Source organism: Pseudacidovorax sp. RU35E, assembly GCF_900156165.1.
In the GTDB taxonomy this organism is placed as follows: Bacteria; Pseudomonadota; Gammaproteobacteria; order Burkholderiales; family Burkholderiaceae_C; genus Xenophilus.
Genome location: NZ_FTMY01000015.1, coordinates 1 through 24,286 on the forward strand (window position 1 = coordinate 1; position 24,286 = coordinate 24,286).

The window sequence follows — 24,286 nt, forward strand, 5'->3', positions numbered from 1 at the left end:
TGCTGGCGCGACTGCTCGCCATCGCCCACGATGTCGAGGCCCGCGTCTTCCTGGGCCTTGATCCAGAGGAGCGTCGCGTCGGCCTTGGCCTGTCGTAGTGCCTCACCCTCAGAGCGCCACTCGGGCCAGAGCTTCTGAGTCTCGGCAAGCCAGGCGGGCTTCGGCAGGCTGCCGGCGATGGAGGTTTCGAACATAGAGGGCTTTCCTTCCGAGCAATGGGTGAGACGTGGCTGCAACCTGCAGCACACGAACAAAAAAAAGCCGCAACCTTGCGGTTTGCGGCTTTGCATTAAGTGGGACTTTTTGTGGGACAAGCTTCCCAGTTCTCACCTAAGTTATTGTTTTTAAATAGATACTGGCGGAGAGGGTGGGATTCGAACCCACGGTACGGGGAAACCGTACGCCTGATTTCGAGTCAGGTACATTCGACCACTCTGCCACCTCTCCACAAGCTGTGCGCTTCAGTCGAAGCCTCGCATTATATGCAGGCTTTCAGCCCGCTGGGAAGCGGGTGACCCACGAATCGTTCAAGCGCGCAGCACGGCCTGGTTGCCCAGGTAGGGGCGCAGCGCCTTCGGGATGGCGATGCTGCCGTCGGCCTGCTGGTGGTTCTCCAGCACCGCGACCAGTGCACGGCCCACGGCCAGGCCGGAGCCGTTCAAGGTGTGCAGCAGTTCGTTCTTGCCCTGCGCGTTCTTGAAGCGGGCCTGCAACCGGCGCGCCTGGAAGGACTCGCAATTGGAGACGGAGCTGATCTCGCGGTAGGTGTCCTGCGCCGGAATCCACACTTCCAGGTCGTAGGTCTTGGACGAGCCGAAGCCCATGTCGCCGGTGCACAGCAGCACCACGCGGTAGGGCAGCTCCAGCGCCTGCAGCACCGCCTCGGCATGGCGGGTCATTTCTTCCAGGGCCTCGTAGCTCTTCTCCGGGTGCACGATCTGCACCATCTCGACCTTGTCGAACTGGTGCTGGCGGATCATGCCGCGCGTGTCGCGGCCGGCGCTGCCCGCCTCGGAGCGGAAGCACGGCGTGTGGGCCGTCAGGCAGATGGGCAACTGCGATTCGGGCACGACGGTGTCGCGCACGAAGTTGGTCAGCGGCACTTCGCTGGTGGGAATGAGGTAGAGCGCCGACAGGTCGGGCACCGGCTCGCCGTCCTGGCCGCCCTTCTTGGCGGCGAACAGGTCGCCCTCGAACTTGGGCAACTGGCCCGTGCCGCGCAGCGTCTCGCCGTTGACGATGTAGGGCACGTAGCACTCGGTGTAGCCGTGCTGCTGCGTCTGCAGGTCGATCATGAACTGCGCCAGCGCGCGGTGCAGGCGGGCGATGGCGCCCTTCATGACGGTGAAGCGCGAGCCGGCGAGCTTGACGCCCATCTCGAAGTCCAGGCCCAGCGGTTCGCCCAGTGCCACATGGTCACGGGCCGCAAAGCCGAGCTGGGGGGCGTTGCCGCCCTCCCCGCCCACGGGACTCCAGCGGCGCACTTCGACGTTGCCCGCTTCGTCGGCACCCTGCGGCACGCTTTCGTGCGGCAGGTTGGGCACGGCCAGCAGCAGGGCCTGCAGCTCGGGCTGCAGCGCATCGAGGCGCACGGCGGACGATTCCTGCTCGGCCTTGAGCGCGTTGACCTCGGCCATCAGCGCATCGACCGACTCGCCCTTGGCCTTGAGCGGGCCGATCTGCTTGTTCAGCGCGTTGCGGCGGGCCTGGATCTCCTCGGTGCGCGTCTGCAGTTGCTTGCGCTCGGCTTCCAGGGCGGAAAAGCGCGCGACGTCGAGGTAGGGCTGGTTCTTCTTGCGGGATTCGAGGCGCGCGACGACCGAAGGCAGGTCCTTGCGCAGGAGAGTGATGTCGAGCATCGGCTCATTGTAGGAAACGGCCCTGCGTGGCCTGCGTGAGCGCATCGCGGTCGGCGTCACTGGCGAAGGCCGCGCTGGCGCGGTCGAAAGCCTGGCGGGCCATGGCGTCAATGACCTCGGCGTGGGCCGGCGCGGACTCGGCCAGCGCGGCCAGCGTCTTCTGCAGGCGGATCGACACCTCGATGGCGCCGGTGCCGTCGCGTGCCAGGGGACGGAAGGCGTCTTCCAGGAGGTCGGCCATGGTGGGCAGCGGCACGAAGACGCGGTCGCACTCGGTCGCGTCCGATGCATCGTCAAGGCGCTCGAGCACCGCGCGGAAGACGCGGTGCTGCGCGTCGATCACCTCGATGGCGGTGCCGGCGTCGTTGACGGCCGCCGACAGCGCGCGGCTGCCGATCTCGGCCAGCGTGACCAGGCCCAGGCGCGGATCGTGGTCGAAGCTGCGGTGGCGCTCGACCGTGAAGGCGCGGGCCAGCGCGGCGCGGCAGTCATCGTCGGCCAGGCCCTCAGCCCGCAGCAACGGCCGCTGCGGATGCACCAGCGTGCCGGGCAGCACGGCCACGTGCAGGCGCAGGTCGGCCTGCGCGGCGATGCGCTGCAGCGCGCCGACGTCCACATGCGTGACGTAACCGGTGCGCTCGCCGAAGACCGGCCAGGCGCCCGCCGGCACCGGCACGGCCGGCCGCCCGCCCAGGTGCGGCGCTTCGCGCCAGTCGCGGATGGCGTCGATGGCCGCGCGCTCCACCCGGTCGATCACGTCCGACATGCGGCCGAAGGCCGTGAGATGCGCGATCCAGCGCAGCAGCGTGAACACGATCAGCGCCACCACGGCCAGCGTGCCGACGAACAGGATCACCCGCCCCCGGTCGCCATAGAAGCCGGTCGACAGGGCAATGATGCCGACGATGGAGAACAGGAAGGCGCCCAGGAAGGTCGAGAGCGCGTTCTGCGAGGTCGGGTCCTGGATCAGCAGCTGCGTGGCGCGCGGCGTGGCCAGCGTGGTGGCCGACGAATAGGCCGACACCATGGCGGTGAGGGAGAAGGTGGTCACCGCCAGCATCGACGAGGCCAGGATCTGCAGGATGCCGCCCACCGAGTCCTGGCCGATGTTGCCCTCGAAGTGCTCGGGCAGCCAGGGCGCCAGGTAGCGTGCCGCCACTGCCAGCAGCACGGCCACCAGGCTGAAGACGACCGAGCGGAACCAGATGCGCCGCGCCGTGCGGCGCAGAAGCAGTCGCCAGGCGGGCATGCTCATGGTGCGCGTGCCGGGTTCAGACGACCGTCGCCGGATCGACGTTGGCGCCGCAGACGATCAGGCAGACGCGCTGGCCCGGCTGCAGGCGCACGGCGCCGCTGTGCAGCGCGGCCAGCGGCAGCGCGGCGGCGGCCTCGACGGCCAGCTTCATCTCCTTCCACAGCCACTGTTGGGCGTCGCGGATGGCGGACTCGGTCAGCAGCAGCGCCTCGGGCACGTGCTGTTGCGCGATCTGCCACGCGATGTCGCCGATGCGGCGCGCGCCCAGCGAATCGGCGGCCAGGCCGCCCACGGCCACATCGACCGGCTCGCCGGCCTCGCGGGCGCGGTAGAGCGTGGGCGAGCCCTCGGGCTCCAGCGCGATGACGCGCGTGCGGCTCTCGAACCAGCCGGCCAGGCCACCGATCAGGCCGCCGCCGCCCACGCTGACCAGCACCGCATCGGGCACGCCGCCGGCCTGGGCCTCGATCTCGCGGCCCAGCGTGCCGGCGCCGGCCACCACTTCGGGCTGGTCGTAGGCATGGGTCAGCAATGCGCCGGTGGCCTTCTGACGGGCCAGGCAGGCTTCGAGCGCATCCACATACAGCTCGCCGACCACGTTGACGGTGGCGCCCAGGTCGCGCAGCTTCTGGCGCTTGGCCTCGGGCGAGACGCCGGGCAGGAAGACCTCGCAGGGCACGCCCAGCGCCCGTGCAGCGCCTGCGGTCGCGATGCCGGCGTTGCCGCCGGAGGCGACCACGACGCCGGCCTCAGGAATGGGGTTGGCCAGCAGCCGGTTCATCATGCCGCGGGCCTTGAAGCTGCCACCCGACTGCAGATGCTCCAGCTTGAGCCAGACCTCGGCACCGGGCGCGTCCAGGCCCAGCGCCGAGGCGGGCAGGCGCCACAGCGGCGTCTCGCGCACGAAGCCGCGGCCGTCCTGCTGCAGGCGACGGGCGGCGGTTTCGATGTCGGGGCGCCAGCCCTGGGAATCGTGCGAACCGTGGGAAGAGAGAGTCAAAGACGTCATGGTGGCTCGAAAGTGGCGCCGGCCGCATCGTGCGGCCGGCTGACGGGAGGCATTGACCGGCGCGCCATGGCGCTCGTGCAGAAACGTCCCGGAAGGCTCAGGAGATGTGGTGCAACGGCGGCTGGTCGTCCAGCTTGAGGCCCTTGGGCAGCGGGAACTTGAGATGCTCCTCCACGCCCGGCAGGCTGCGCACCGACACCGCCCCCAGCGACTTGATGCGCTCGATGACCTCGGCCACGAGCACCTCAGGCGCCGAGGCGCCGGCCGTCAAGCCCACGCGCGCGCGGCCCTCGAACCATTCGGGTTGCAGCTCGGCGGCCGAGTCGACCATGTAGGCCGCCGTACCCAGCCGCTCGGCCAGCTCGCGCAGGCGGTTGCTGTTGGAGCTGGTGGGGCTGCCCACGACGATCACCACGTCGACCTGGGGCGACAGCAGCTTGACCGCGTCCTGCCGGTTCTGGGTGGCATAGCAGATGTCCTGCTGCTTGGGCTCGCGCACCTTGGGAAAGCGCGCCCGCACGGCCGCGGCGATCTCGGCGGCATCGTCCACACTCAGCGTGGTCTGCGTGACGACGGCCAGCTTGTCGGTCTGGCCCGGCTGCACATGGGCCACGTCTTCGACGTCCTCGACGAGGTGGATGCCGCTGGAGAGCTGGCCCATCGTGCCCTCGACTTCGGGATGCCCCTTGTGGCCGATCATGATGAACTCGTAGCCTTCTTTGGCCAGCTTGGCGACCTCGACATGCACCTTGGTCACGAGCGGGCAGGTGGCGTCGAAGATGGAGAAGCCCCGCGCACGCGCTTCGTTCTCCACCGCCTTGCTCACGCCATGGGCGCTGAAGACCAGCGTGGCGCCGGGCGGCACCTCGTCCAGCTCTTCGATGAAGATCGCGCCCTTGGCCTTGAGGTCGTTGACCACGTAGGTGTTGTGCACGATCTCGTGGCGTACGTAGATGGGCGCGCCGAACTTGGCCAGCGCCCGTTCCACGATCTCGATGGCCCGGTCCACGCCCGCGCAGAAGCCGCGTGGCTCGGCCAGGAGGATTTCGTTCAGCGCGGTGTCCGTGCTCATCACAGGACGCCGATCAGGCGCACCTCGAAGGTCACCGGCTGGCCCGCCAATGGATGATTGAAGTCGAACTGCACCGCGCTGTCCGACAGCGCGACGACGGCCCCGGCATAGCTGCCGGCGCCATCGGGCGTGGGGAACTGCACCACGTCGCCGACGGCGTACTGCTCGTCGGGGTCGCCCAGCTGCGCGAGCAGCGTGCGCGCCACCCACTGCTGCATCTCGGGGTTGCGCTCGCCGAAGGCCTCGCCGGCCGGCAGCGCGAACGTGGTGTGCGTGCCTTCCTCCAGGCCCAGCAGGCGCTGCTCGACGGCGGGCGAGAGTTCGCCAGCGCCCAGCGACAGCGTGGCGGGCTTGTCGTTGAAGGTGTTGATGATGTCGCCGGCCGGGCCGGCCAGGCGGTAGTGCAGCGTGAGGAAGGAGCCGGGCTGCACCACGGGGATTTGGGTGGACGAAGACAAGGGAGGCCCCCGATAAACTGGCTCGCGAGTTTAAAGGAGGGGGTTGGACCGCCGCGCCGTAGGGCCGTCGACGCCACAGCCCCCGGGGAGGATCCACATGGCATTCCACGACCTGCCGGCCGACGCGCGCCCGCGGGAGAAGCTGCTCGCGCGCGGCCCCGCCGCGCTGAGCGACACCGAACTGCTGGCGCTGCTGCTGCGCACCGGCCTCGCGGGCCGGCATGTGCTGCAGCTGGCGCAGGACGTGCTCGATGCCTGCGGCGGCATCGCCGGCCTGCTCCATGCCGACGGCGAGGCGCTGCGCCAGATCCGCGGCCTGGGCGGCACCGCCAAGCGGGCCGAGCTGCTAGCGGTGATGGAACTGGCCCGGCGCGCCATGGCCCAGCGCCTGGCCGAGCGCCCGGCCTTCGAGACGCCCGATGCCGTGGCCGAGTACCTGCAGCTGCACCTGGCCCACAAGCCGCACGAGGTGTTTGCGGTGCTCTTCCTCGACACGCGCCACCACCTGCTGGCCATGGAAGAGCTGTTCCGCGGCACGCTGTCGCAGACCAGCGTCTACCCGCGCGAGGTGGTGCAGCGCGCCCTGCACCATGGCGCCGCAGCCGTCGTGCTGGCCCACAACCATCCCAGCGGCGACGTGCAGCCCTCGCGGGCCGACCAGCAGCTCACCGACGCACTCAAGGCGGCGCTGGCCCTGCTCGACATCCGCGTGCTGGACCATGTGATCGTGGGGCCGGGGCGCTTCCATTCGATGGCCGCCCACGGCGAGCTGTGAGGGGCGGCGGCCCGGCCCTGAACCCGGGCTGACGGCCAACGCGCACCGGCGCGCCGGCTGCGGGTTTGTCCTGCCCCTCAGGTCCTGATTCGGCAAAGGACGTGGCCGTTCCAGGCAAGGCGTCGTCGCGGGCCGTTCCTAGACTGCCCCGGCACCCAGACGCCCCATGAACCGCAGTCCCTTCCACTTCGACGACCTGCCCGCCGTACCGCCCGCCGCGGCACCCGGCGACAGCTTCGCGCCCGGCCTGCTGGCCGGCCGCACGGCAGTGGTGACCGGGGCCGGCACCGGCATCGGCGGCGCGACCGCGCTGCTGCTCGCCCGGCTGGGCGCGCAGGTCACGGCCTTCGGCGACAGCCGCGGCGGCGGCGCGGTGCCGTGCCATGCGGGCATCGAGGTGCATGAAGTCGACCCGCGCGACGAAGACACCGTCGCCGCCCGGCTCGACGCCCTGCCCGCGCTGGACATGCTGGTGAACGCCGCCGGCCTGAGCCTGGAGCGCGACGAGTACGAGCGCGGCGCCTTCGGGCAGGTGATGGCGCACAACCTCGACAGCGCCATGTATGCCTGCACCCGCGCGCTGCCGGCGCTGGCCCAGCGCCACGGGGCCATCGTGAACGTGGCCTCGGTGCTGGGCCTGGCCGGCAGTGCCGACCGGCCCGCCTTCGCCGCCAGCCAGGGCGCGTTGATCCAGCTCACCCGCTCGCTGGCACAGAACTACGCCCGCGTCGGCGTGCGGGTCAACGCCGTGGCGCCGGGCTGGATCCGCACGGCGCAGGCCGACGCCATGCGCGGCGAGGACGCCGCCCGCCAGGCCATCGCGCAGCGCACGCCCCTGGGCCGCTGGGGCGAGGCCGGGGAGGTGGCCGCCGTCGCCGCCTTTCTCTGCAGCCCCGCCGCCCGCTACATGACCGGCGCCATCGTCCCCGTGGACGGCGGCTACCTGGCCGGCTGAGTCCGTCATTCCCTGTCACACAACAAGCCCCACAACCCCCGGAGACACGCCCCCATGACCACCATGCCCACTTCCCTTCGCCGCCGCCGCCTCGTGCAGGGCCTGGCCGCCAGCCCCGTGCTGGGCCTGCCGGCGCTCGCCCGCGCCCAACAGGGCAAGACCATCCGCATCGGCTACATCAGCCCGCTCACCGGCCCGCTGGCGCCCTTCGGCGAGACCGACAAGTACACGGTCGCGCGCATCCAGGCGCTGCTCAAGGACGGGCTGACCATCAACGGCACGCGCCATCCGGTGGAGATCCTGGTGCGCGACAGCCAGTCCAACCCCAACAAGGCGGCCGAGCTGGCGGGCAACCTGATCCTCAACGAGAAGGTGGCGCTGATGCTGCCGGCCTCCACCACCGATGCCATCAATCCGGTGGCCGACCAGTGCGAGCTCAACGGCGTGCCCTGCCTGTCCAGCCAGGCGCCGTGGCAGAGCTTCGTCTTCCCGCGTGGCGGCTCGGCCGACAAGCCCTTCAAGTGGACGTACCACTTCTTCTGGGGCCTGGAGGACGTGCTCGCCACCTTCACCAGCATGTGGGGCCAGGTGGAGACCAACCGCAAGGTGGGCATGCTGTTCCCGCGCAATGCCGACGGCGAGGCCTGGGGCAACAAGGAATGGGGCCTGCCCCCGGCGGTGAGCAAGGCCGGCTTCCAGACCGTCATTCCCAGCTCCTTCCAGCCGCTGACCAACGACTTCAGCGCGCAGATCGCCGAGTTCAAGAAGAACGGCGTGGAGATCGTCGGCGGCATCACCTACCCGGTGGACCTCAAGACCTTCATCACGCAGTCGCGCCAGCAGCAGTTCAAGCCCAAGGTGGTCACGGTGGCGGCGGCGCTGCTCTTCCCCTCGGGCGTGGAGTCGATGGGCGATCTGGGCAACGGCATGAGCACCGAGGTGTGGTGGACGCCGGCCTTCCCCTTCAAGTCCTCGCTCACCGGCGAGACCGGCCAGAAGCTGGCCGCCGACTGGGAGGCCGAGATGAAGAAGCAGTGGACGCAGCCGCTGGGCTATGCCCACGCGCTGTGGGAAGTGGCGCTGGACGCCCTCAAGCGCGCCAAGGACCCGACCAGCCGCGAGGCCATCCGCCAGGCCATCACCGAGACCGACCTGACCACCATGGCCGGCCCCATCAAGTTCAAGGGCGGCCCCACGCCCAACATCTGCAAGACGCCCATCGTGGGCGGCCAGTGGGTGCGCGGCCAGAAGTACCGCTACGACCTCAAGATCGTGGACAACGTCAGCGGCAAGCTGGTGCCGGTGCAGGGCAATCTGCAGCCCATCCAGGGTTGAGCAGGGCCATGCAAGACGGTGCGGTGCTCTTCCAGGCCCGGGGCCTGGCCAAGTCCTTCGGCGCGGTGCGCGTCGTGCAGGGGCTGGACTTCGACGTGCGGGCCGGCGAGGTGCTGGGCGTGCTCGGCCCCAACGGCGCGGGCAAGACCACGCTGTTCAACCTCATCAGCGGCGACATCGCGCCCGACGCCGGGCAGATGCGCTTCGACGGCCGGCCGCTGGGCAAGGAGCCGCCCTTCCAGCGTTGCCGCCTGGGCATCGGCCGCACCTACCAGGTGCCGCGCCCCTACGGCGGCATGACGGTGTTCGAGAACCTGCTGGTGGCCGCCCTCTTCGGCGGCCGCCAGCCCGAGGCCGCGGCGCAGGCGCGCTGCGCCCGCATCCTGGACGAATGCGGCCTGGCCGCGCGCGCCAACCAGCTGGCCGGCGGCCTGCCGCTGCTGGACCGCAAGCGCCTGGAGCTGGCCCGCGCCCTGGCCAGCGGCCCGCGCCTGCTGCTGCTCGACGAGATCGCCGGCGGCCTGACCGACGAGGAGTCGAAACAGCTGGTGGCGCTGGTGCGCCAGATCCGCGACAGCGGCGTCACCGTGGTCTGGATCGAGCACGTGCTCAACGCCCTGATGGCGGTGGCCGGCCGGCTGATGGTGCTGAACTTCGGTCAGAAGATCGCCGAGGGCGCGCCGGCCGAGGTGATGGCCAGCGCCGAGGTGCAGCGCGTGTACATGGGGCTGGAGGCGCATGCGTGACTGATTCACTGCTCTCCACCCACGGCCTGCAGGCCCGCTACGGCGACTTCCAGGCCCTGTTCGGCATCGACTTCGAGCTGGCGGCCGGCGAGGTGGTGGCCCTGATCGGCGCCAACGGCGCCGGAAAGTCCACCCTGCTACGCAGCCTGACCGGCCTGCTGCCCGTGGCCCGCCCCATGGTGCAGCTGGGCGGCGAGGCCATCGGCGGCCTGCCGGCCCACGAGATCGTGCGCCGCGGCCTGGCCATGGTGCCGGAAGGCCGGCGCCTGTTCACCGGCATGTCGGTGGAAGACAACCTGCGCGTGGCCATCGATCAGGCCCGGGCCCTCGCCCTGCGCGCCGCGGCCGATGCCTGGACGCTGGAGCGGCTGTACGCGCTCTTCCCCATCCTGCGCGACAAGCGCCGCACGCCGGTGGAGTCGCTCTCCGGCGGCCAGCAGCAGATGGTGGCCATCGGCCGCGCCCTGCTGCTGCAGCCGCGCGTGCTGCTGTGCGACGAACTGTCGCTGGGCCTGGCGCCGAAGGTGGTGCGCGAGATCCATGCCGCGCTGCCGCAGATCACCGCCGCCGGCACCGCCATCGTGCTGGTCGAGCAGGACGTGGGCCTGGCCCAGCACAGCTCGCAGCGCCTGTATTGCATGCTCGAAGGCCGCATCACGCTGCAGGGCGATTCGGCCGCCGTCACGCGCGAAGCCATCGCACAGGCCTATTTCGGAGGAAGCCACCATGCCATGGCTTGATGCACTGGTGCAGGGCCTGCTGCTGGGCGGCATGTATGCCCAATACGCCCTGGGAATGGCGCTGATGTTCGGCGTCATGCGCATCGTCAACACCGCCCATGGCGACCTGGTGGTGCTGCTGGCGCTGCTGGGCGTCAGCGCGGCCGGCGCGCTGGCCCTCGGCCCGTCGATGGTGCTCGCGCTGCTGGTGCCCATCGCCCTGGCGCTGGGCTGGCTGCTGCAGCGGCTGGTGCTCAACAAGGTGCTGGGCAACGACCCGCTGCCCTCGCTCATCGCCACCTATGGCCTGTCGATCGCGCTGCAGAACCTGATGCTGGCCGTGTGGTCCGCCGACAACCGCAGCCTGCCCGGCGGCGGGCTGGAGGCCGAGAGCCTGGCCATCGGCCCGCTCTACGTGGGCCTGCTGCCGGTGCTGATCTTCCTGGCCGCCCTGGCCATGAGCGCGGGGCTGGACCTGACGCTGCGTCGCACCGCCTTCGGCCGCGCGCTGCGCGCCGCCTCGGCCGACCCGGAAGCGGCCTCCATCAGCGGTGTGAACCCCCGGCGCGTCTATGCCCTGGCCACCGCGCTGGCGGTGGGCATGCTGGGCGTGGCGGCGTTGTGCCAGTCGCTGCGGGCCACGGTGTCGCCCACCGACGGGCCGGCGCAGCTGATCTATGCCTTCGAGGCCGTGATCATCGGCGGCATGGGCTCCATCTGGGGCGCCTTCGCCGGGGCCATGGTGCTGGGCATCGCCCAGGCCATCGGCTTTCGCATCGACGCCGGCTGGGGCGTGCTGGCCGGGCACCTGGTCTTCCTCGGCATGCTGGCCTTCCGGCCGCAGGGGCTGACTGCGCGGCGGGCCTGAGGCCGGCTTCGGAACGCCCCATGTCCTCGCACACCCCCACTGAAGTTGCCATGAGCGCCACCTTCCCGACCTCTCTCGCCGCAACTGCGGGCCGCCCGGCCGCCGCGCCGCCCCCCGTGACCGTGCAGCGCCACAGCCGCTCCAGTCGCATCGCCACGACGCTCGCGCTGGCGGCGGTGGTGGCGGTGTACGCCATGCCCTGGTGGGCCGACAGCGGCCTGATCCGCTCGGTGGTGGAGCTGGCCTGCTACATCGCCCTGGCCCAGATGTGGAACCTGCTGGCCGGCTACGCCGGGCTGGTGTCGGTGGGCCAGCAGGCCTTCGTCGGCGTGGCGGGCTATGCCATGTTCGTGCTGGCCAACAAGTTCGGCGTGGACCCCTTCCTGGCCGCCGGCCTGTGCGTGGTCGCGCCCATGCTGCTGGCCGTGCCCGCCTACGGCCTGCTGCACCGGCTGGACGGGCCCTACTTCGCCATCGGCACCTGGGTGGTAGCCGAGGCCTGCCGGCTCTTCGTCTCCACGCAGGACTACGTGGGCTCCGGCTCGGGCATGACCTTGCGCGCCATGGCGGCCTACAGCCCCGAGGCCCGCGAGCTGGGCGCCGCCTGGCTGGCCGCCACGCTGCTGCTGCTGACCGTGGGCGGCAGCGTGCTGCTGATGCGTTCGCGCTTCGGCCTGGCCCTCACCGCCATGCGCGACAACCCGGTGGCCGCGGCCAGCCAGGGCGTGAACGTGGTGCGGCTGCGCTTTCTGGTCTACGTGGCGGCGGCCGCCGGCACCGGGCTCGCGGGCGCCGTGTACTACCTGAGCGCGCTGCGCATCTCGCCGGCCGCGGGCTTCGACCCCAACTGGTCGTCGATCTGCATCTTCATCGTCATGGTGGGCGGCATCGGCACCATCGAAGGGCCGCTGGTCGGCGCCCTGCTGTACTTCGCGGCCGACCGGCTGTTCGGCCAGTACGGCACGCCCTACATGGTGGTGCTGGGCCTGCTCACGCTGCTGGTGGCGCTGTATGCCCGCCAGGGGCTGTGGGGCCTGTGGAGCCAGCGCGTGGACGCGCCCTGGTTCGCCCTGCGCCGCCGGCTGGCGGGGCCGCGCTGAGCCCCGCCCTTTTCTGTTCTTCCCTCGCCTTTCCGCACCCACGACACGGAGACATCCCATGAGCACCGTCATCACCCCCCGCCCCGGCCTCATCGCCCTGCCGCCCGAGCCGCACCAGCCCATCGTCGACGAGTTCGGCCTGGAGGGCGGCTTCGTCGGCCCGAGCGAGCAGGACTCGCCCTGGGTGCCCTTCGGCGAGAGCGCCGCCATCCGCCACCTGTCCTTCGACGTGCGCAGCGGCGCCGTGGCCAACATCCTGTGGGTCAAGGGCGGCGGGCGCATCGGCACCCACCGCCACCGCGGCGCGGTGTCGGCCATCACGCTGGAAGGCAGCTGGGGCTACTACGAATACGACTGGGTGGCCACGCCCGGCAGCTTCGTCTACGAGACGCCCGGCACCGCCCACACCCTCTACTCCGACGATCCCAAGGGCATGAAGGCCATGTTCTGGATCAACGGCGCCATCGAGTTCTTCGACGATGCCGGTCAGCTCACCGACACCTTCGACGTGTTCTGGTTCATCAACCACTACGTGTCGCACTGCCGGGCCCATGGCCTGCCGATCAACAAGAGCCTGTTCCTCTGACGCCATGGCCCGCAGCCTGCAAGAGATGTTCGACGTGCGCGGGCGTGCCTGCGTCGTCACCGGCGCCGCCAGCGGCATCGGCCTGGCCTATGCCGAGGCCATGGCCGAGCAGGGCGCGCGCGTCAGCCTGTTCGACCTGAACCGCGAGCGGCTGGACGCCGCCGTGGCGCGCCTGCGCGAGCAGGGCGCCGACGTGCGCGCCGAGGTGGTCGACGTGACCGACCGGCCCGCGATGTACGCCGCCTTCGACCGCAGCGCCCAGGCCCACGGCGGGCTGGACGTGCTGTTCGCCAACGCCGGCATCGACGCCGGCCCCGGCTTCCTCACGCCCGAGCACGAACGCAACCCCGAAGGCGCGCTGGAGGGCCTGGACGAGCGGCACTGGGACGCGGTGATCGCCACCAACCTGGGCTCGGTGTTCACCAGCCTGCGCGCCGCCGCCCGGCTGATGAAGCCGCGCGGCAAGGGCAGCATCGTCGTGACCACGTCCAATGTGGCCATCATCAACGAGGCCATCGTCGGCACGCCCTACATGCCGGCCAAGGCCGGCGCGGCCTCGCTGGTGCGACAGGCCGCGATGGAGCTGGCGCGCTACGGCATCCGCGTGAACGCCATCGCGCCCGGCCCCTTCGCCACCAACATCGCCGGCGGCCGGCTGCGCAACCCGGCCGACCGCGCCGCCTTCGAGTTGCGCGTGCCCATGCACCGCGTGGCCGACACCGAGGAGATCAAGCCGCTGGCGCTGTACCTGGCCTCGGACGCCTCGTCCTTCGTCACGGGTGCGCAGATCGTGATCGACGGCGGGCAGATGCTCGGCCGGACCGACTGACCATGAAGGCGGCGATCTTCGAGGCGCTGAACCGCCCGCTGCGCGTCACCGACGTGGACGACCCGGTGCCCGAGCGCAACCAGCTTGTGCTCAAGGTCTGCCGCTGCGGCATCTGCGGCAGCGACCTGCACATCACGCAGGACGCGGTGTTCGGCGCCCGCGCCGGCGACGTGCTGGGGCACGAGATCTCGGGCGAGGTGCTCGAGGTGGGCCCCGAGGTGCAGGGCCTGCGCGTGGGCGACCTGGTGAGCGTGGCGCCGCTGGCCGGCTGCGGCCGCTGCGAGTCCTGCCTGCGCGGCGAGCCGGCCTGGTGCAGCCAGTTCCGCCTGACCATGGGCGGCTATGCGCAATACGCCGCGCTGCTGCCGCAGCAATGCCGCAGGCTGCCGGCGGACGTGTCGCTGGCCGATGCGGCGCTGGCCGAGCCGCTGGCCGTGGCCCTGCACGGCGTCATGCGCGCCGGCCTGCAGCCGGGGCAGCGCGTGGCCGTGGTGGGCGCGGGGGCCATCGGCCTGGCGGTGGCCTACTGGGCACGGCGCCTGGGCGCCACGCATGTCGCGGTGCTGGACCTGCTGGCCCATCAGCAGGACCGCGCGCTGGCCCTGGACGCGACCGCCTTCCTGGCCACGGCCGACATGGACGCCGCCGAACAGTCCGCGCGCCTGGACGCGGCCCTCGGCGGCCCGCCCGACATCGTCTTCGAATGCGTGGGCCGGCCGGGGCTCATCGACCACTGCATCGGCCTGGTGCGCCCGCGCGGCACCGTGGCCGTGCTGGGCCTGTGCACGGCGACGGACCATTTCGATGCCTTCCGTGCCATCTCGAAGGAAGTGCAGATCGCCATGTCGGTCTTCTTCGGCATGCCCGAGTTCGAACGCACGCTGGACGCGCTGGACGCCGGCCAGGCCGCACCGCTGGCCCTGGTGTCCGGCACCGTGGGCCTGGACGCCATGCCCGAGGCCTTCGAGGCCCTGCGCGTGCGCAGCGGGCAGTGCAAGGTGCTGGTCGATCCCTTCGGCTGAGCGCCGGGCCGTCGGCGCCGCGCCCAGCCGCTCAGTGCGCGGCGCGGGCCGCCAGCTCGCTCGGCGTCAGGCCGTAGCGCTGCTTGAACACGCGCGAGAAATGCGCGTGGTTGCTGAAGCCGCAGCGGTAGGCCGTCTCAGCGATGGTGAGCCGCCGCGCCTGCCGCTCCTGCAGCAGGCGGTGGGCGCGCTCCAGCCGGCGCTGCAGGATGTGGTCGGCCACCGAGGTGTCCTGCGCGGCGAACAGCCGGCGCAGGTGGCGCTCGGAGATGCCCACGTGCGCCGCCACGTCGTGCGCCGCCAGGCCTTCCTCGTCCAGGTGGGCCTCGATGTATTCGCGCGCCGCCAGCAGGTGGCCCGCGCTCATGGCCGACAGCGGCAGCGGCCCCTGGGCCTGGCCCATCACCGCGCCCAGCAGTTCGCACACCGCCTCGTCGATGGCCACGGCGCCGTCGGCGCGGGCGGGCGCGTCGCCCATCGCATCGAGCAGCAGGCGCTGCAGGGCCTGGCGGTAGAGGCGGCTCGCGCCATCGGCCTCGTCCAGCTGCAGCGGGTGGCTCATGTCCTCGCGGCCGAAGCGGGCACGAAACAGCTCGGCCGGAATGTCGAGGTGGATGATGTCGAAGCCCGGCGCCCCGCCCAGCAGGTAGGGGTAGCGCGCGTCGTAGACCATCAGTCCGCCCGCCGTCAGCTTGGCCGCATGGCCGCGCTGGTAGGCGAACACGCCGCCGGCCAGCACCAGGTTCATGAAGATGGATTCGCGCGGAAAGGCGCGGATCGACTCCGGCGTGCGCTCGATCACATGCGCATTGGCGCGGGTGCGGCCGATGCGCAGCGAGCCGGCCTCCACACAGATCTGCTGGGCCAGCAGGCCCTCGTCGGCATGCGGCGAACAGCGGAAGCTGACCAGCTGCTCGCGGCAGCGCTCTTCCCAATAGCGCACGCGCTCCTCGGGCGGCACGGGCACGGTGTCGATGAAGCACCGATGTTCGGGGAAGGCATGCATCCGGGCGATTGAAGCAGATCACCCCTGGCGCGCGGTCGGGACTTCCCCCGAGGCCGGCGCCACGGCCAGACCCCATGCGACACTGCCCCGATGCCCCCCAAGCCCCCGGCCCTCAAGAGCCTTGCCGACCTCAAGCAGGTGCAGCGCCAGCTGGCCGAGGACCGCGCGCGCGAGGCGGCCGAGGCCCTGCGCCAGCAGCAGCTGGAAGAGCAGAGCCAGGCGCGCCAGAACCTCTTTGCCCGCGCCATCGGCGCGGACACGGGCGCCACCAAGCCGCTCAAGCACAAACCCATGGTCGTGCTGACCAAGGAGCGGCCGGCGCCGGTGGCCACGCAGTTCCACCTCGATGAGGCCCGCGCCCTGCGCGAGGCGATCAGCGACGAGTTCGACGTCACCACGCTGCTGGACGCCGACGACCAGATGAGCTTCCGCCGCCCCGGCGTGGGCCTGGACGTGACGCGCCGGCTGCGCTCGGGCGACTGGTCCATCCAGCGCCAGCTGGACCTGCACGGCATGCGCAGCGACGAGGCGCGCGAAGCCCTGGGTGGCTTCATCCGCGAGGCCCACCGCCACGGCGTGCGCTGCGTGCGCGTGGTGCACGGCAAGGGCCTGGGCTCGCCCGGCAAGCAGCCCGTGCTCAAGACCAAGGCGCAGCGCTGGCTGATCCAGAAGAAGGAAGTGCTGGCCTTCGTGCAGGCCAAGCCGGCCGAAGGCGGCGCCGGCGCACTGGTGGTGCTGCTGGCGCCTGCGGGACGCTGAAGGAAGGCAGGGGCGCTCAGACGCCCTTGTTGCGCATCCAGTCCGCGGTCTGGAAGAAGGAATCGCGCAGGCGAGCCCGCAGCCCTTCGGGGACGCCCGTCTCGCCCATGGCCTGGTCCATGCAGGCCAGCCACTGGTCGCGTTCCTTGATACCGATGGGAAAGGGCATGTGCCGCGCCCGCAGCCGAGGATGGCCGAAGCGCTCGGTGTAGTGCTGCGGCCCGCCCATCCATCCGGTGAGGAACCACGTCAGCCGCTGTCGCGCGTTGTCCAGGCTGGGGCCGTGCGCGGCGCGCAGGTCCGCGTACTTCGGCTCCAGCTCCATCAAGTCGTAGAAGCGCTCGACCATGGCGCGGATCTTGTCTTCGCCGCCGATCCACTCGAAGGGCGTGTCGAAGGGCGGCTTTTCCTGAATCTGCATGCGGCGATTGTCCGCGCCGCCTGCCGCATGCCCGGAATCGGTGCGATGCCACCCCCTTCCCGGCCCGGGACACTGGCATGTGTCTTGCTCGAGTTTGTTCTACATATTGAAATCAGTTCAATATATTGAACAAGGAGTGATGAGCATGACCATGAGCGACGCCTTCTCCCGACGCCATTTCCTCGGCGCCGCCTCCTCGCTGACGGTGGGACTCGCCCTGCCGGCCCGCGCCGCAGGGGGCCTCACCTCCACCGTCTTCGGGGGCGTCTGGGAAAAGAACTACCGCGCCGCCATCGTCGACAGCTTCGAGAAGAAGCTGGGCGTGAAGGTCGCGCTCAAGCTGGGCACGGCCAGCGAGTGGCTGACCAACGGCATGGTCAACCGGGCCAAGCCCGAGATCGACATGCTGCTGCTGCCCTACCCGGACAGCATCAAGGCGGTGCGCGCCGGCATCGGCATGCCGCTGTCGCCCGAGAAGATCCCCAACATCCGCAACGTGCATCCGATGTGGTTCGACCAGTTCCGCAAGGAGGCGGTCGGCCTGGACTATGTGGCCTACGGCATCGCCTACCGCACCGACCTGGTGAAGAAGCCGCCGCAGGCCTGGAGCGACCTGTGGGACCCGGCCCTCAAGGGCCGCGTCACCGTGCCCAACATCGGCGTCTGGGGCAGCTGGGAGATGCTGGTCGCCGCCGCCCGCACGCGCGGTGGCGACGAGGGCAACCTCGACCCCGGCTTCAAGGCCCTGCGCGAGCTTCGGCCCAACATCCGCCGCTTCTTCAGCGGCTCCACCGATGCGATGCAGATGCTTGACACCGGCGAGGTCTCGGTGGTGGCGATGACCACCAACATCCCGGCCTACGCGCTCATCGACAGCGGCAAGCCCGTGAAGTTCGTCTTCCCCAAGGACGGCTCGATGGTGGGCATGGTCTCCTACCACGTGGCGCGCAACACGCCCAACGCGGAGCTGTGCATGCAGTTCATCGACCATGCGCTCGGCAAGGAAGTGCAGGAGGCCTTCTGCAACGCCGTGATCGCCGGCCCCACCAACCGCCTGGCCCGCCTGAGCGGCAAGGCGGCCGAGCGCGTGCCGGCCCTCGAACAGCTCAAGCTCTTCGACTGGGGCAAGGTCATCCCGCAGATGTCCGAGATCACCGACCGCTGGAACCAGGAGATCGCAGGTTGATCGCCGAGCAGCCCCTGGATGAAGCGGCGCAGGACGCCGCGCCTTTCGCGACCGCGCTGGTGATTCCTGCCTGCGCCGCCTTGCGTGACGCGCCGCCCGCCGCGCTGGAGGATCTGGCCGCGCTGCTGCAGGCCGCGCGTGCGGCCCGCGTGTTCACTGTCTTCATCGCGCCGGTCGAAGCCGCCTTCCCCTGGCCGGAAGCCCTGGCCCCGCGGCCGGGCCCGCACGAGTTCGTGGTCCGCGCGCCGGACACCGGCGTCTTCGGCGCCAGCACGCTCAACCTGCTGCTGCGTGCCAACGCCATCGAGCAGCTGGTGGTGGCCGGCGTGCAGCTGGACCTGGCTCTCGCCAGCCTGCTGCGCGATGCGCGCGCCCGCGGCATGCAGGCGCAGGCGGCCGTCGGTGCCGACACCCACGCCGCCATCGCGCGGCAATGGCCCGCCACGCCGGAAGCGCCGCGCAGCTGGCAGCCCGAGGTCAAGCATTCGCGCTGGCTGCGCACGCTGGAGCAACGCGTCGCACCGTCGCACACTGCGCTGCTGCTGATCGACGTGCAAAACGACTTCGTCAGCCCCGACGGCGCCACCGGCCGGCGCGAAGCCATGCCGCTGGTGCAGGCCGCCGTGGCCCAGGTACCGGCGCTGCTGGACGCGGCCCGCACGGCAGGCTGCACCGTGGTGCATGTGCATGCCGAGTACGGCCAGCATGTGCGCAATGTGGGCTCGCCCTACCGCTTTCCGAGCACACGCACGCGCGAAGGCGCCGTCTGGAGCCTGTCGGCCACCGAGGTGGACGACGCCCACCAGTTCGCGCCCGGCGAGGTGGAGGTCTGCCTGCCCGGCAGCTGGGGCGGTCAGCCGCTGGCGGCCGCCGCGCCGCGCGAGGGCGAGCTGCAGATCACCAAGCACCGCTTCAGCGCTTTCGTCGATACCCCGCTGGAAGTGATGCTGCGCGCCCGTGGCATCCGCACCCTGATCGTGGCGGGCGTGACCACCAACTGCTGCGTCGAATCGACGGTGCGCGACGCCTCCATGCTGGACTTCCACGTCGTGGTCGCCGAAGACGCCGTGGGCGTGAAGAACTCGGTGGTGGCGCTGCACGAGGCGTCTCTCGAACAGATGCGCACCTACTTCGCGCTGGTCGAGCCCGTGGCCCGTATCGCGCAGGCGCTGCAGAGCCACACTGCGCCGCAGGACGCCGGCCCATGACCGCGCACGCCGCCATCCTGGCGCCCGACTCTCTCACCGTCGTCGCCCCGGCGCGGCGCCGGCCGCCCGTGGGCCTGCTGGTGCTGCCCGGCCTGGCCTTGCTGGTGCTCGGCCTGTTCCTGCCGCTGGGCCAGGTGCTGTGGATGAGCCTGAACCCGCCCGAGCCCGGCGTCATCGCGCCGGTCGCCGAACTCACGCTGGCCAACTACGCGCGCCTGATGCGCAGCGACTTCTACCTGGGAATCGTCGGCCGCACGCTGGGGCTGTCGGCGCTGACCACCCTTCTCACCGCGGTGTTCGGCATGGTGCTGGGCCTGTCGGTATGGCGGGCGCGGCCCTCGGTGCGGGGCATGCTGCTGGTGATGATCCTCGCGCCGCTGCTGGTGAGCATCGTCGCGCGCACCTATGGCTGGGTGGTGCTGCTCGGCGACAAGGGCGCGCTCAACAGCGTGCTCATGGCGCTGGGCCTGACGGACGAGCCCCTGCGCATCATGTACACCCAACCGGCCGTGCTCATCGGGCTGGTGCATGTGTTCCTGCCCTTCATGGTGCTATCGCTGCTGGGCGCGCTGGACCGCATCGACCCCCTGCTCACCGAGGCCGCGGCCACGCTCGGTGCCTCGCGCTGGCATGTGTTCCGCCACGTGATCCTGCCGCTCGCGGTGCCTGGCCTGGCCAGCGGCACCATCATCGTCTTCAGCCTGTCGATGTCCTCGTACGTCACGCCGGCGCTCATGGGCGGCAGCCGCTCGGGGCTGATGACCACCTTCATCTACCAGCAGTTCTCGGTCACGATGAACTGGCACTTCGGCGCCACCATGGTGGCCGTGCTGCTGGCCGCCACGCTGGCCCTGCTGCTGGCCGTGGTGGGCTGGAGCCGCTGGTACACGCGCCAATGGAGCCTGGCCTGATGAACCGACTTCTCTCTCTGGGCATCCGCGTGCTGACGGTGCTGCTCTACGTCTTCCTGCTCGCGCCGCTGGTCATGGTCGTGATCGTCTCGTTCAACGGCGGGCCGGTGCCCAGCTTTCCGCCGACCGACCTGTCGCTGCACTGGTACGGCGAGGCCCTGGCCTCGGACAACTTCATGGGCGGGCTGGTGACCAGCCTCTGGCTGGCCGCGGCGGCCACGCTGGTGGTGCTGCCGGTGGGCGTGGCCGCGGCCTTCGCCATCGCACGTGGACGCTGGCCGGGGCGCACGCTGGTCGAGTCGCTGTTCCTGTCGCCGCTGATCGTGCCGGGCATCGTGATCGGCATCGCGGTGCTGGTGGCCATGGCGGGCCTGGGCATCGGCAACGCGCCGCTGCGCCTGCTGCTGGGCCATGCGCTGATCGTGCTGCCCTACACGCTGCGCACCGTGCTGGCCGCCCTGACGCGGATGGACCCGACGCTGGAAGAAGCCGGCATGGTGTTCGGCGCCTCGCGCTGGCAGGTGCTGCGCCACATCCTGCTGCCGCAGTTGAGCGGCGCCATCGCCGCTGGCGCCATCCTGAGCTTCATCCTCTCCTTCGACGACGTGTCCGTCTCGCTCTTCCTCGGCAGCGCCCAGCACACCACGCTGCCCATCGCCATCATGTCCTACATGCAATACAACTTCGACCCGTCCATCGCGGCCATCTCCGCGATGCTGATCCTGGCCACGCTGGCCATCGCGCTGGTGGTCGAACGCATGTTCGGCCTCAAGAAGATCCTGGGGAGCTGAGCATGGCCCATGTCCGCGCCGAACGCCTGCGCAAGAGCCACGGCAGCCAGCTGGTGCTCGACGACATCTCGCTGGACATCCCCAGCGGGCACTTCCTCACGCTGCTGGGGCCCAGCGGCTGCGGCAAGAGCTCGACGCTGCGCATCGTGGCCGGGCTCTCCTCGCCCGACGCCGGCCGCATCCTGATCGACGAGCGCGACGTCACCGGGCTGGAGGTGCAGAAGCGCAACATCGGCATGGTGTTCCAGAGCCATGCGCTGTTCCCGCACATGTCGGTGGCCGAGAACGTGGCCTTCGGCCTGCGCATGCGCAAGATCGCCGGGGCGGAGCAGCAGCGCCGCGTGCGCCGGGCGCTGGCCCAGGTGCGGCTGGAGGACTTCGGCGACCGCTTCCCGCAGCAGCTTTCGGGCGGCCAGCAGCAGCGCGTGGCCATCGCCCGCGCGCTCGTGGTGGAGCCGAGCATCCTGATCCTCGACGAGCCCTTCGGCGCCCTCGACCGCAAGCTGCGCGAGGCGATGCAGACCGAGCTCTACACCATCACCCGCGAGCTGGGCATCACCGCCCTTTTCGTCACCCACGACCAGGAAGAGGCGCTGATGCTCAGCGACAGCGTGGCGGTGATGAACCGCGGCCGCATCGAGCAGGTGGGCCCGCCCGCCGCGCTGTACGAAAGTCCGCGCAACCGCTTCGTCGCCGAGTTCATGGGCCTGGACAACTTCGTGCGCGCGCGGCTGGAGCAGGCCGGCCCGCAGGGGAGTGTGCTCAGCGCCTTCGGCCAGCGCTTCGAGGCCCCGGCCAGCGCGCTGCCCGCCGGTACCGAGGTGGAGATCGCCGTGCGGCCGGAGCGCATCCGGCTGGCGCCCGAGGCGCAGGACGACTCCGCGCGCGTCGCCGGCCGCCTCACGCAGGCCATCTATCACGGCCATGCGTCCGACTACACCGTCCAGTTGCCCGACGGGCAGCAACTGCTGGTGCGCCAGGAAAGCGCGGGCGAGACCCCACTCGCGGTCGGCACCCAGGTGTGGGCGCACTGGCCCGCGCGGGCGGTCAACATCCTCGAAGCGGCGTGAGTGCTCTCCCAGCCGCACGAAGGGCGCGTGCACTGAAGACGCCATCGGCGGTGCGCCGATGAGCGCCCGCCCGGCCACGGGCACGGGGCCTGTACCGACGACGCGCCCCGCAACGGCCCGCCCGGCCGTCCGCGACCGGTTGGCGCAGGCCGGCCTGGCCACCGCGGCGCTCTGCACCGTGCTGCGGCTCATGCTCGGCGGCGGCGCGGGATGGCTGACGGCCGCCGCACTGGGCCTGGCGGTGTTCGCCGCCGCCGCCTGGCCGCGGGTCAGTCCGCAGGCGCGATTCTTCGGCGCGCTGGCCGTGCCCGCGGCGGCGCTGGTATGGCTGGTGGCGTCCGCGCCGGGCCCGATCCTCGAAGGGGCGGTGGCGCAGAGCACGCAGTTCGCCGCACTGCTGGCGGCGCTGGCCACCCTGCGCCTGCCGATGCGCCGCTCGCCGCTCATGGGCCGGGCGGCGGCCTCGCTGCTGGCCGCGCGCCCAGGCCTGCGCCACGGCGCGGTGCTGTTCGGCAGCCACTGGCTGAGCCTCATGTTCAGCTTCGGCGTGGTGCCGATGATGGGCGAGCTCCTGGAGCGCGCCGGTCTTCATGTGCGCAGCAGCCCCGTGGCCCGCGGCATGCTGGCGGCCGTCATTCGCGGGCTGGCGATGACCACCGCCTGGTCGCCCATGGCGATCAGCTTCGCCATCGTGAGTTCGGCCCTGCCGACGCTGGGCGTGCTGCCCTTCGTCGCCACCGGAATGCTGGCGGCGGCGCTGATCCTGGGCGTCGAGCTCTTCGCGGACCATCGCGGCAGGCCGCCCACGGAGTCCGCCGATCCGGCGGCTTGCGTCCCGTCCGACGGGCGCGCGCTGGCACTCATCCTGGGCATGAGCGTGCTGCTCTTCCTGGCCACGCTGCTGCTGCACGAAGCGACCGGCTGGAGCTTCATGGCCTGCGCCACGCTGACCATTCCCGCGCTGAGCCTGGCCTGGGCCCTGGGCCAGTCCACGCCGCCTTCGGCCACGCCGGGCCGCGGGGGCATCCGCTCGGCGCTGTCGCACTTCTTCGAGGTGCTGACCGAGACGCGCAGCGAGATCTTCGTCTTCTCCTCGGCCCTCTTCATCGGGCAGGCCGTGCTGGCCGTCGCCCGCGCGTCGGGGCTGGGCGATGGCACCGGTCTGCCCGGCTGGCTGCTGCCGCTGCTGTGCCTGGTCTCCATTCCGCTGGTGGCCGCCCTGTCGGTGGCGCCCACCATCGCCGTGCTGATCTGGGCGCAGGTGTTCGCGGGCGCCGCCTCCGCGCTGGCCGCACCAGTGACGCATGCGCTGGCGCTGACGCTGGGCTGGTCGCTGGCCATCACGGTCTCGCCCGTGAGCGCCACGCTGCTGCTGGCGGGTGCCATGACCGGCGTGCCGCCGCGCGAGATCGCCCTGGGCTGGAACCTCGGCTTCGTGCTGCGCAGCGCCGTGGTGGCCGGCCTGCTGCTCGCCGGCCTCTACAGGCTGGGCTGCTGAGGCCCGAGGGCGCGGGCCTGGCCCGCGATGTCGGCCTGCGCGATGCGCAGTGCCGCCTCCACCCGTTCGCGCAGCGGCGCATCCAGCCGGTGCGCCGGCACCGCCACCGACACCGCCGCCAGCGGCACGCCCATGGAATTGACGATGGGCAGCGCCAGCGAGGCGACTTCCGGAACACGGCCGGGCGCACGGAAGGCCACGGCGCCATCGGCCACCTCGCGCAGATGCGCGATCAGCGCATCGGCTTCCGCGCCCGGTGCCACGCCGCAGCGCGCCAGCGTGGGCGCCCATTGCGCCATGCCGCGCATCGCCAGCATGGCCAGGCCGCCGGCCGTGTCGGTGATCGAGGCGCGCTCACCAAGCGAGAACATGTAGGTCAGCCGCCGGCGGCAGACCTCGCGCCACATCACCAGCACCTCGTCGCCTTCGGCCTGCACCAGGAAGCTGCTCTCGTCGATGTCCAGCACCAGGCGGCTGAGCACCGGCTGGCTGATCTGCACGATGTCGGCTTCGGACAGGTAGCGCCCGGCGATGCCCAGGATGCGCGAGCCCAGCGAGTAGGCGCGGCTGAAGGCGTCACGGCGCAGGTAGCCCGATCGCACCAGCGTGTCGAGGATGAGCGTGGTCGTGCTCTTGGGAATGCCCAGCCGCGCGGCGATGTCCGAATGCTTGAGCAGCCGGGCCTCGGCCACCAGTTCGATGATGTCGAGGGCGCGCCGCGCGGCGCGCACCTGCTTGGAATCTTCGGAAGGCGAGTCGGGCGGGAGAGAGGAAGCGGTCACGATGGGCGAGCGGAGGGGCCATCGCAAGTGCAGCCCGGCCAACGGCGCGAGGACTTTAGCACCCAG

The 24,286-nt window shown here is 71.0% G+C and carries 25 protein-coding genes, 1 tRNA gene and 1 pseudogene; 17 read left to right on the forward strand and 10 right to left on the reverse strand.

Annotated features, from left to right (window positions below; all coding sequences use genetic code 11):
- The 7 genes and pseudogenes from BXA03_RS22440 to BXA03_RS22470 form a co-directional block, all read right to left on the reverse strand.
- Window positions 1-194: pseudogene (locus tag BXA03_RS22440) on the reverse strand (methionine synthase); the annotation flags it as partial.
- 162 nt (window positions 195-356) lie between these two features.
- Window positions 357-447, reverse strand: a tRNA-Ser gene (locus BXA03_RS22445).
- 80 nt (window positions 448-527) lie between these two features.
- Window positions 528-1,859 carry a serine--tRNA ligase gene (gene serS / locus BXA03_RS22450; RefSeq protein ID WP_076511420.1) on the reverse strand — a complete coding sequence of 444 codons (1,332 nt, stop codon included), beginning with the start codon at window positions 1,857-1,859 and terminating at the stop codon, window positions 528-530.
- A gap of 4 nt (window positions 1,860-1,863) precedes the next feature.
- Window positions 1,864-3,114, reverse strand: coding sequence for a DUF2254 domain-containing protein (locus BXA03_RS22455; protein ID WP_143476418.1), 1,251 nt, complete (start codon window positions 3,112-3,114; stop codon window positions 1,864-1,866).
- Between the two features lie 16 nt (window positions 3,115-3,130).
- Window positions 3,131-4,123 carry a threonine/serine dehydratase gene (locus BXA03_RS22460; RefSeq protein ID WP_076511421.1) on the reverse strand — a complete coding sequence of 331 codons (993 nt, stop codon included), beginning with the start codon at window positions 4,121-4,123 and terminating at the stop codon, window positions 3,131-3,133.
- A 97-nt stretch (window positions 4,124-4,220) separates the two neighbouring features.
- Window positions 4,221-5,195: a 4-hydroxy-3-methylbut-2-enyl diphosphate reductase gene (gene ispH / locus BXA03_RS22465; protein WP_076511422.1), complete on the reverse strand. Its 975-nt coding sequence runs from the start codon at window positions 5,193-5,195 to the stop codon at window positions 4,221-4,223.
- Entirely contained in the window at window positions 5,195-5,653 is a 459-nt protein-coding gene (locus BXA03_RS22470) for an FKBP-type peptidyl-prolyl cis-trans isomerase (protein WP_076511423.1), read from the reverse strand. Before BXA03_RS22470 ends, ispH begins: the two co-directional genes overlap by 1 nt.
- A gap of 97 nt (window positions 5,654-5,750) precedes the next feature.
- On the opposite strand from BXA03_RS22470, the gene radC reads away from it, so the two are divergent.
- The 10 genes from radC (at window position 5,751) to BXA03_RS22520 (ending at window position 14,588) form a co-directional block, all read left to right on the forward strand.
- Entirely contained in the window at window positions 5,751-6,428 is a 678-nt protein-coding gene (gene radC, locus BXA03_RS22475; protein ID WP_076511424.1) for a RadC family protein, read from the forward strand.
- 166 nt (window positions 6,429-6,594) lie between these two features.
- Window positions 6,595-7,383 carry an SDR family NAD(P)-dependent oxidoreductase gene (locus BXA03_RS22480; RefSeq protein WP_083716275.1) on the forward strand — a complete coding sequence of 263 codons (789 nt, stop codon included), beginning with the start codon at window positions 6,595-6,597 and terminating at the stop codon, window positions 7,381-7,383.
- Window positions 7,384-7,437: 54 nt separating this feature from the next.
- A complete protein-coding gene (locus tag BXA03_RS22485; RefSeq protein ID WP_076511425.1) occupies window positions 7,438-8,718 on the forward strand; it encodes an ABC transporter substrate-binding protein in 1,281 nt (426 codons plus the stop codon).
- Between the two features lie 8 nt (window positions 8,719-8,726).
- On the forward strand, window positions 8,727-9,464 hold the full coding sequence (locus BXA03_RS22490; protein WP_076511426.1) for an ABC transporter ATP-binding protein: 738 nt from the start codon (window positions 8,727-8,729) through the stop codon (window positions 9,462-9,464).
- Window positions 9,461-10,204 (forward strand): ABC transporter ATP-binding protein, encoded by a 744-nt coding sequence (locus BXA03_RS22495; RefSeq protein WP_076511427.1) that lies wholly within the window; start codon window positions 9,461-9,463, stop codon window positions 10,202-10,204. The genes BXA03_RS22490 and BXA03_RS22495 overlap by 4 nt, the downstream gene beginning before the upstream one ends.
- Window positions 10,191-11,051 (forward strand): branched-chain amino acid ABC transporter permease, encoded by an 861-nt coding sequence (locus BXA03_RS22500; protein ID WP_076511428.1) that lies wholly within the window; start codon window positions 10,191-10,193, stop codon window positions 11,049-11,051. Before BXA03_RS22495 ends, BXA03_RS22500 begins: the two co-directional genes overlap by 14 nt.
- 50 nt (window positions 11,052-11,101) lie before the next feature.
- Complete coding sequence (locus BXA03_RS22505; protein ID WP_076511429.1) at window positions 11,102-12,151, forward strand: branched-chain amino acid ABC transporter permease; 1,050 nt, start codon at window positions 11,102-11,104, stop codon at window positions 12,149-12,151.
- Window positions 12,152-12,209: 58 nt separating this feature from the next.
- Window positions 12,210-12,737, forward strand: coding sequence for a 2,4'-dihydroxyacetophenone dioxygenase family protein (locus tag BXA03_RS22510; protein WP_083716277.1), 528 nt, complete (start codon window positions 12,210-12,212; stop codon window positions 12,735-12,737).
- A 4-nt stretch (window positions 12,738-12,741) separates the two neighbouring features.
- Window positions 12,742-13,566 (forward strand): SDR family NAD(P)-dependent oxidoreductase, encoded by an 825-nt coding sequence (locus BXA03_RS22515; RefSeq protein ID WP_076511430.1) that lies wholly within the window; start codon window positions 12,742-12,744, stop codon window positions 13,564-13,566.
- Window positions 13,567-13,568: 2 nt separating this feature from the next.
- Complete coding sequence (locus BXA03_RS22520; RefSeq protein ID WP_076511431.1) at window positions 13,569-14,588, forward strand: zinc-dependent alcohol dehydrogenase; 1,020 nt, start codon at window positions 13,569-13,571, stop codon at window positions 14,586-14,588.
- A 31-nt stretch (window positions 14,589-14,619) separates the two neighbouring features.
- On the opposite strand, the gene BXA03_RS22525 is transcribed toward BXA03_RS22520, so the two are convergent.
- Window positions 14,620-15,594 (reverse strand): helix-turn-helix domain-containing protein, encoded by a 975-nt coding sequence (locus BXA03_RS22525; RefSeq protein WP_076511432.1) that lies wholly within the window; start codon window positions 15,592-15,594, stop codon window positions 14,620-14,622.
- Window positions 15,595-15,684: 90 nt separating this feature from the next.
- On the opposite strand from BXA03_RS22525, the gene BXA03_RS22530 reads away from it, so the two are divergent.
- A complete protein-coding gene (locus BXA03_RS22530; protein ID WP_076511433.1) occupies window positions 15,685-16,353 on the forward strand; it encodes a Smr/MutS family protein in 669 nt (222 codons plus the stop codon).
- A gap of 16 nt (window positions 16,354-16,369) precedes the next feature.
- Here the strand turns inward: BXA03_RS22530 and BXA03_RS22535 are convergent, their stop codons facing one another.
- Complete coding sequence (locus BXA03_RS22535) at window positions 16,370-16,774, reverse strand: group II truncated hemoglobin (protein ID WP_076511434.1); 405 nt, start codon at window positions 16,772-16,774, stop codon at window positions 16,370-16,372.
- A gap of 145 nt (window positions 16,775-16,919) precedes the next feature.
- Here BXA03_RS22535 and BXA03_RS22540 point away from each other — a divergent pair, with 145 nt between their 5' ends.
- The 6 genes from BXA03_RS22540 to BXA03_RS22565 are packed head-to-tail and all read left to right on the forward strand — an operon-like array spanning window position 16,920 to window position 23,438.
- Window positions 16,920-17,960, forward strand: coding sequence for an ABC transporter substrate-binding protein (locus BXA03_RS22540; protein ID WP_159444745.1), 1,041 nt, complete (start codon window positions 16,920-16,922; stop codon window positions 17,958-17,960).
- Window positions 17,957-19,168, forward strand: a complete 1,212-nt coding sequence (locus BXA03_RS22545) for an isochorismatase family protein (RefSeq protein WP_076511436.1) — start codon at window positions 17,957-17,959, stop codon at window positions 19,166-19,168. The genes BXA03_RS22540 and BXA03_RS22545 overlap by 4 nt, the downstream gene beginning before the upstream one ends.
- On the forward strand, window positions 19,165-20,079 hold the full coding sequence (locus BXA03_RS22550; protein ID WP_083716284.1) for an ABC transporter permease: 915 nt from the start codon (window positions 19,165-19,167) through the stop codon (window positions 20,077-20,079). Before BXA03_RS22545 ends, BXA03_RS22550 begins: the two co-directional genes overlap by 4 nt.
- Window positions 20,079-20,870 carry an ABC transporter permease gene (locus BXA03_RS22555; RefSeq protein WP_159444746.1) on the forward strand — a complete coding sequence of 264 codons (792 nt, stop codon included), beginning with the start codon at window positions 20,079-20,081 and terminating at the stop codon, window positions 20,868-20,870. Before BXA03_RS22550 ends, BXA03_RS22555 begins: the two co-directional genes overlap by 1 nt.
- 2 nt (window positions 20,871-20,872) lie before the next feature.
- Window positions 20,873-21,940, forward strand: coding sequence for an ABC transporter ATP-binding protein (locus BXA03_RS22560; RefSeq protein ID WP_076511437.1), 1,068 nt, complete (start codon window positions 20,873-20,875; stop codon window positions 21,938-21,940).
- Window positions 21,941-21,998: 58 nt separating this feature from the next.
- A complete protein-coding gene (locus tag BXA03_RS22565) occupies window positions 21,999-23,438 on the forward strand; it encodes a hypothetical protein (protein ID WP_143476419.1) in 1,440 nt (479 codons plus the stop codon).
- Here the strand turns inward: BXA03_RS22565 and BXA03_RS22570 are convergent.
- Window positions 23,420-24,220 (reverse strand): IclR family transcriptional regulator, encoded by an 801-nt coding sequence (locus BXA03_RS22570; protein WP_159444747.1) that lies wholly within the window; start codon window positions 24,218-24,220, stop codon window positions 23,420-23,422. The two genes, BXA03_RS22565 and BXA03_RS22570, sit on opposite strands and share 19 nt — an antisense overlap.
- Window positions 24,221-24,286: the final 66 nt, after the last annotated feature.

Excerpts from the sequence above, each read along its gene's own strand:
- serS (WP_076511420.1), bottom strand. The coding sequence starts at position 1,859 with ATGCTCGACATCACTCTCCTGCGCAAGGACCTGCCTTCGGTCGTCGCG.
- BXA03_RS22455 (WP_143476418.1), bottom strand. The coding sequence starts at position 3,114 with ATGAGCATGCCCGCCTGGCGACTGCTTCTGCGCCGCACGGCGCGGCGC.
- BXA03_RS22460 (WP_076511421.1), bottom strand. The coding sequence starts at position 4,123 with ATGACGTCTTTGACTCTCTCTTCCCACGGTTCGCACGATTCCCAGGGC.
- ispH (WP_076511422.1), bottom strand. The coding sequence starts at position 5,195 with ATGAGCACGGACACCGCGCTGAACGAAATCCTCCTGGCCGAGCCACGC.
- radC (WP_076511424.1), top strand. The coding sequence starts at position 5,751 with ATGGCATTCCACGACCTGCCGGCCGACGCGCGCCCGCGGGAGAAGCTG.
- BXA03_RS22480 (WP_083716275.1), top strand. The coding sequence starts at position 6,595 with ATGAACCGCAGTCCCTTCCACTTCGACGACCTGCCCGCCGTACCGCCC.
- BXA03_RS22485 (WP_076511425.1), top strand. The coding sequence starts at position 7,438 with ATGACCACCATGCCCACTTCCCTTCGCCGCCGCCGCCTCGTGCAGGGC.
- BXA03_RS22490 (WP_076511426.1), top strand. The coding sequence starts at position 8,727 with ATGCAAGACGGTGCGGTGCTCTTCCAGGCCCGGGGCCTGGCCAAGTCC.
- BXA03_RS22500 (WP_076511428.1), top strand. The coding sequence starts at position 10,191 with ATGCCATGGCTTGATGCACTGGTGCAGGGCCTGCTGCTGGGCGGCATG.
- BXA03_RS22505 (WP_076511429.1), top strand. The coding sequence starts at position 11,102 with ATGAGCGCCACCTTCCCGACCTCTCTCGCCGCAACTGCGGGCCGCCCG.
- BXA03_RS22510 (WP_083716277.1), top strand. The coding sequence starts at position 12,210 with ATGAGCACCGTCATCACCCCCCGCCCCGGCCTCATCGCCCTGCCGCCC.
- BXA03_RS22515 (WP_076511430.1), top strand. The coding sequence starts at position 12,742 with ATGGCCCGCAGCCTGCAAGAGATGTTCGACGTGCGCGGGCGTGCCTGC.
- BXA03_RS22520 (WP_076511431.1), top strand. The coding sequence starts at position 13,569 with ATGAAGGCGGCGATCTTCGAGGCGCTGAACCGCCCGCTGCGCGTCACC.
- BXA03_RS22525 (WP_076511432.1), bottom strand. The coding sequence starts at position 15,594 with ATGCATGCCTTCCCCGAACATCGGTGCTTCATCGACACCGTGCCCGTG.
- BXA03_RS22530 (WP_076511433.1), top strand. The coding sequence starts at position 15,685 with ATGCCCCCCAAGCCCCCGGCCCTCAAGAGCCTTGCCGACCTCAAGCAG.
- BXA03_RS22535 (WP_076511434.1), bottom strand. The coding sequence starts at position 16,774 with ATGCAGATTCAGGAAAAGCCGCCCTTCGACACGCCCTTCGAGTGGATC.
- BXA03_RS22540 (WP_159444745.1), top strand. The coding sequence starts at position 16,920 with ATGACCATGAGCGACGCCTTCTCCCGACGCCATTTCCTCGGCGCCGCC.
- BXA03_RS22550 (WP_083716284.1), top strand. The coding sequence starts at position 19,165 with ATGACCGCGCACGCCGCCATCCTGGCGCCCGACTCTCTCACCGTCGTC.
- BXA03_RS22555 (WP_159444746.1), top strand. The coding sequence starts at position 20,079 with ATGAACCGACTTCTCTCTCTGGGCATCCGCGTGCTGACGGTGCTGCTC.
- BXA03_RS22560 (WP_076511437.1), top strand. The coding sequence starts at position 20,873 with ATGGCCCATGTCCGCGCCGAACGCCTGCGCAAGAGCCACGGCAGCCAG.
- BXA03_RS22565 (WP_143476419.1), top strand. The coding sequence starts at position 21,999 with ATGAGCGCCCGCCCGGCCACGGGCACGGGGCCTGTACCGACGACGCGC.